The sequence below is a fragment of the Phocaeicola sp. genome (assembly GCF_057861905.1).
Genome location: NZ_DBMACV010000128.1, coordinates 1 through 3,668, shown reverse-complemented (window position 1 = coordinate 3,668; position 3,668 = coordinate 1). Strand labels below are relative to the sequence as shown.

The 3,668-nt window shown below is 45.3% G+C and carries 5 protein-coding genes and 1 pseudogene; all 6 read left to right on the top strand.

Annotation, left to right across the window (positions count from 1 at the left end):
* A pseudogene (locus tag ACZM60_RS14550) lies at positions 1–180 on the top strand (relaxase/mobilization nuclease domain-containing protein); the annotation flags it as partial.
* 325 nt (positions 181–505) lie between these two features.
* Positions 506–1,381 (top strand): ParA family protein, encoded by an 876-nt coding sequence (locus tag ACZM60_RS14545; protein WP_306561839.1) that lies wholly within the window; start codon positions 506–508, stop codon positions 1,379–1,381.
* A 40-nt stretch (positions 1,382–1,421) separates the two neighbouring features.
* Positions 1,422–1,880: a hypothetical protein gene (locus ACZM60_RS14540; protein ID WP_070612640.1), complete on the top strand. Its 459-nt coding sequence runs from the start codon at positions 1,422–1,424 to the stop codon at positions 1,878–1,880.
* The gene (locus ACZM60_RS14535; RefSeq protein WP_489521846.1) at positions 1,861–2,457 is read left to right on the top strand and encodes a MarR family transcriptional regulator; all 597 of its coding nucleotides are present in this window, start codon (positions 1,861–1,863) and stop codon (positions 2,455–2,457) included. The genes ACZM60_RS14540 and ACZM60_RS14535 overlap by 20 nt, the downstream gene beginning before the upstream one ends.
* An 8-nt stretch (positions 2,458–2,465) precedes the next feature.
* Complete coding sequence (locus ACZM60_RS14530; RefSeq protein WP_234209274.1) at positions 2,466–3,149, top strand: hypothetical protein; 684 nt, start codon at positions 2,466–2,468, stop codon at positions 3,147–3,149.
* Between the two features lie 214 nt (positions 3,150–3,363).
* Entirely contained in the window at positions 3,364–3,597 is a 234-nt protein-coding gene (locus ACZM60_RS14525) for a DUF4134 family protein (protein WP_489521847.1), read from the top strand.
* The last annotated feature ends 71 nt before the right edge of the window (positions 3,598–3,668 follow it).

Genomic DNA, 3,668 nt, shown 5'->3' with positions numbered 1-3,668 from the left:
TTTAAGAAGTCCAAGAAGAAGACGCTCAATCCAGTCAAGAGTTTGCAGCGGAAGTCCCATCAAGGACTGGGCAAGCTACGGAAAGAAGGTATCGGCAGTCATAGCGCCAACCGCGAATGGGAAGTTGGAAAAAAGACGAACTACGATGAGGTGGATGATGGACGTTCATTAAAGATGTAAGGAACTTCTGGTCCTTTGCGGAAGAAGGAAACACTTGCTTACGGGAAAGTAACATTGTTTTGATCATGCAGATAAACGGCTCTTTGTGAAACAGGATATGGTTATAATCCGTAACCGGACAACCAATGGGGTCCACTATTTTTTTGAAAGACTTTCATGGGACTGCCTACTGCAACCAATTCGGGCATATAGACTGAAAAACTCAGGTTCATCCGACTTATTTACCCATGTTTCTGCAATCTCAAGCACATTGATGTTGTGCATTTAGGTTTTCAATATCTCTGCACATATTTTTGCTTGCAAATTTAATTCAAGTAAAAACGACATGATACAGACCCCCGTCATAGTAACCTTTGCCAACCAGAAAGGAGGAGTCGGAAAGACAACTCTTTGTGTGACCTTTGCCAATTACTTGGTGACGAAAGGTGTCCGTCTGGTAGTAATCGACTGTGATTTCCAGCACTCGATTATGAAGTGCCGTAAGACAGACCTTAAAAAATATGGAGAGGAACAGGTGCCTTACGAAGTATGGGCTTATGAACCGGATGACAAGACGGCCATGACCTCCCTGATTGAAAAGTTGCATAATGATCCGGAGATTGATGTGGTGCTTATGGATTCACCGGGAAGCTTGAAAGCGGAAGGTCTGGTCCCCATGTTTGTCAATTCAGATATTATCGTTGTTCCTTTCCACTATGATCTGGTGACCGTTCCTTCCACAGCCAGTTTTCTGCTTTTTCTTGACAGACTTCGTCAGGTAGTTGGAGACCGTATGAATGCACAGCTCTTCATCATTCCCAACCTCAATGACAACCGCGTAGGAAAGCGCTCAGAACTGATACTTTGGGACAATACACGGGAAACTTTTTCTAATTACGGTTATGTAACCGGGAAAATACCGAGGCGGGCTGATATGGAGCGGTTCAGTACAGTGGCTGCACTGGATATGCAGATTCGTTATGTTGGCAATGTTTTCGACAAGATCTATTTCAGCATTTTCGGCAAGGTAACTCCAGTGAGGGAGGCAAAGCTTACCGGAATACAACTGACGGATAATCTTAATCCGAAAAAAGGCAAGAAAAAAAATCGGGAAGAAGGTGTTACACATATTGCCATGGATGAAGATGGAAATGAAGAAGAACGCGAAGCAGGAGGTCTGTCTGCTGATACAACCGATAAGGAAAAAACGGAATATGAATGACGAGATTAAATTTATCAGTAACCATCAAATAACATAGCGCATGAAAAAAGACATTCCGGAAATTGGTGACTTGACACAAGGCATCAATGATTCTGACATTATCCTGACGCACAAGTTGCCCGAAATGTTGGAAAAATCATCCGGCCTCCAGGATCGGACGAATGGTACAAGTGAGAAGAAAACGGAAACTGACGGAGAACCTATCCATCTTTCTCCCTCAAAGGAGGTGGAAGATTATTGGACAGGATTTCTGAAAAATTTGGAAATTTCCGATGAAAGTAATGTCAAAAGCGAACGACTGGTATGCAGGCTGGACCGGGATCTGGCAGACTCGCTGGATGACTGCAACATCCATAACCGCAGCCGTTCGGATATGGTCAATGCCATTGTCCGTACATTCTTTGATATTTACCTTCTACAGCTTGTGCCGTTTCGCAGAGAAAAGAAATCATTGTTTACAAATTTCAATCAAAAAGATTATGAGAAAGAAAAGGACTAATTGGACAGAGCAGAAGATTGCGGTTCTTATCCAGCTCTATCCCATAGAAACAACCCCGAGAACCGCAGAGGTTTTGGGTATGTGCGAACGTGCTGTAAAAGAAAAGGCCCGCAGCTTGGGGCTGAAGAAAGCGGTCAAAAGCCGTTGGATGGAGCATGCAGATTATGTACGCAATCATTTTGCTCACCGGTCTTATGCTGAGATAGGCAAGGAATTGGGAATTTCACGGGAATATGCCCGGCGCATTGCTGTTAGAATGGGATTGAAGCGTACTGCGTTGGAGGATTTTAAGGTGCTTTCACGAATCCATTCTGATATTATGCGGAGGGAAAGACGCAGGGTTATCTTCGGGCTGAGTCCCATCACCCGCATCAAGGTTGTGTCCAACCGGGCACGGGTAAGACTCCGTTCATGGCTCAAGTCCAAAGGCTACATTGCCGGAGAGGAATACGGTATCCTTTATTATACGGATGACCTTCACCGGATTCAGGAATCAGAGTTGAGAGGAGCCAAACTGGGCTTCCGCTTCCTGCCTTATCCGTCAGAGGGAACCATTGTATTGTCAAACCTCCTATAACTACAGCTATGACCTACGGACAAGTAATCTTTATCCTCTTTGTGGTCTTGATAGGCTATTACGGCTTTCTGATATTCATGGACATCCAGCATCTGAAGGCAGCCGAGGCAGCAGCGCAGGAGAATCAATCCGAAGAGGAAATAGACATCACGGATGAAGCCCGTTCCTTCCAGCCCCAGCAGGTGATCCGGGACGATAAGAAGAAGGAAGAGGAAAAGAAGCAGGAAGAAGCAGGGAATGAAAATGATTCCAACACGGATAAACAGCAGACAACATCTGATGAGCAACCGAATGAGAATGCTTCTTCTGAAAGTGGTGAAGATGTTTCCAATCCGGAAGCATCAACAGCTACCGAACAATCAGATATTCCTGTTCCGGCAGAGAATCCTTCCTCTGAAACAGTATCACAGACTCAAACTGCTGAGCCTGATAATAAAGAAGAAATATCTTCTTCCGAAGCTGCTGATAAAGATGAAATTGAAGATACTACCCATGCGGATGCCGAAGCAGCCCCATCGGAAGCTGGAACTTCAACCGGATCCAACTTCTCACCGAGCTACCGGGAACCCATCCTGACAGACGGCATCCTGGTGGATGACATCTTCAAAGCCATCGACCAGCTGGCAGAAACCGGTGAATGTGACCTGGGTACCATTATCTATCACTGCGAAAGCATGCGATATGCCGGGTAAATGCACCCGATACTACTTGGACGAAAGTCCACCGTTCCTTTAGCGACCTCTGATACTTGAATGACCTCTGTTTCTTTGGCGACCTCTGTTCCTTTGGCGATGAAATCCATTATCAAAGAAATATACAATGAAACAACTCAATCAACTCGTATGCGGAAACGAAAGCATCTTCCGCTCTATCCAGCGTTCTTCTGAAAAAGCAGTCAACCGCCTTATGGCCTGCAGTGTGGTACAGAAATGCCTCATGTTCATCTTTGCCCTTACGGTATCGGTCGGTGAAGCGATGGCAGGCAGCAAGGGAGCCGCAGGCTTTACCAAAGCCACCCAGGAAGTGAGTTCCTACCAGACTCCGGTGTCAAACTTGACGAAAGCGATTGCAGCCGTTATAGTTTTAGTAGGAGCTTTTAACGTTTATTTTAAGATGCGTGCGTCCGTAATGGTTGCGTGATAAATACTTCTTTGGCAAGAAGTTAGGATAGTGTTCCATGTAGAATGGACGGTCCAATTTTAGTAATTAAC

Coding starts and splice junctions, on each gene's coding strand:
- ACZM60_RS14545 (WP_306561839.1), top strand. CDS start 506: ATGATACAGACCCCCGTCATAGTAACCTTTGCCAACCAGAAAGGAGGA.
- ACZM60_RS14540 (WP_070612640.1), top strand. CDS start 1,422: ATGAAAAAAGACATTCCGGAAATTGGTGACTTGACACAAGGCATCAAT.
- ACZM60_RS14535 (WP_489521846.1), top strand. CDS start 1,861: ATGAGAAAGAAAAGGACTAATTGGACAGAGCAGAAGATTGCGGTTCTT.
- ACZM60_RS14530 (WP_234209274.1), top strand. CDS start 2,466: ATGACCTACGGACAAGTAATCTTTATCCTCTTTGTGGTCTTGATAGGC.
- ACZM60_RS14525 (WP_489521847.1), top strand. CDS start 3,364: ATGGCCTGCAGTGTGGTACAGAAATGCCTCATGTTCATCTTTGCCCTT.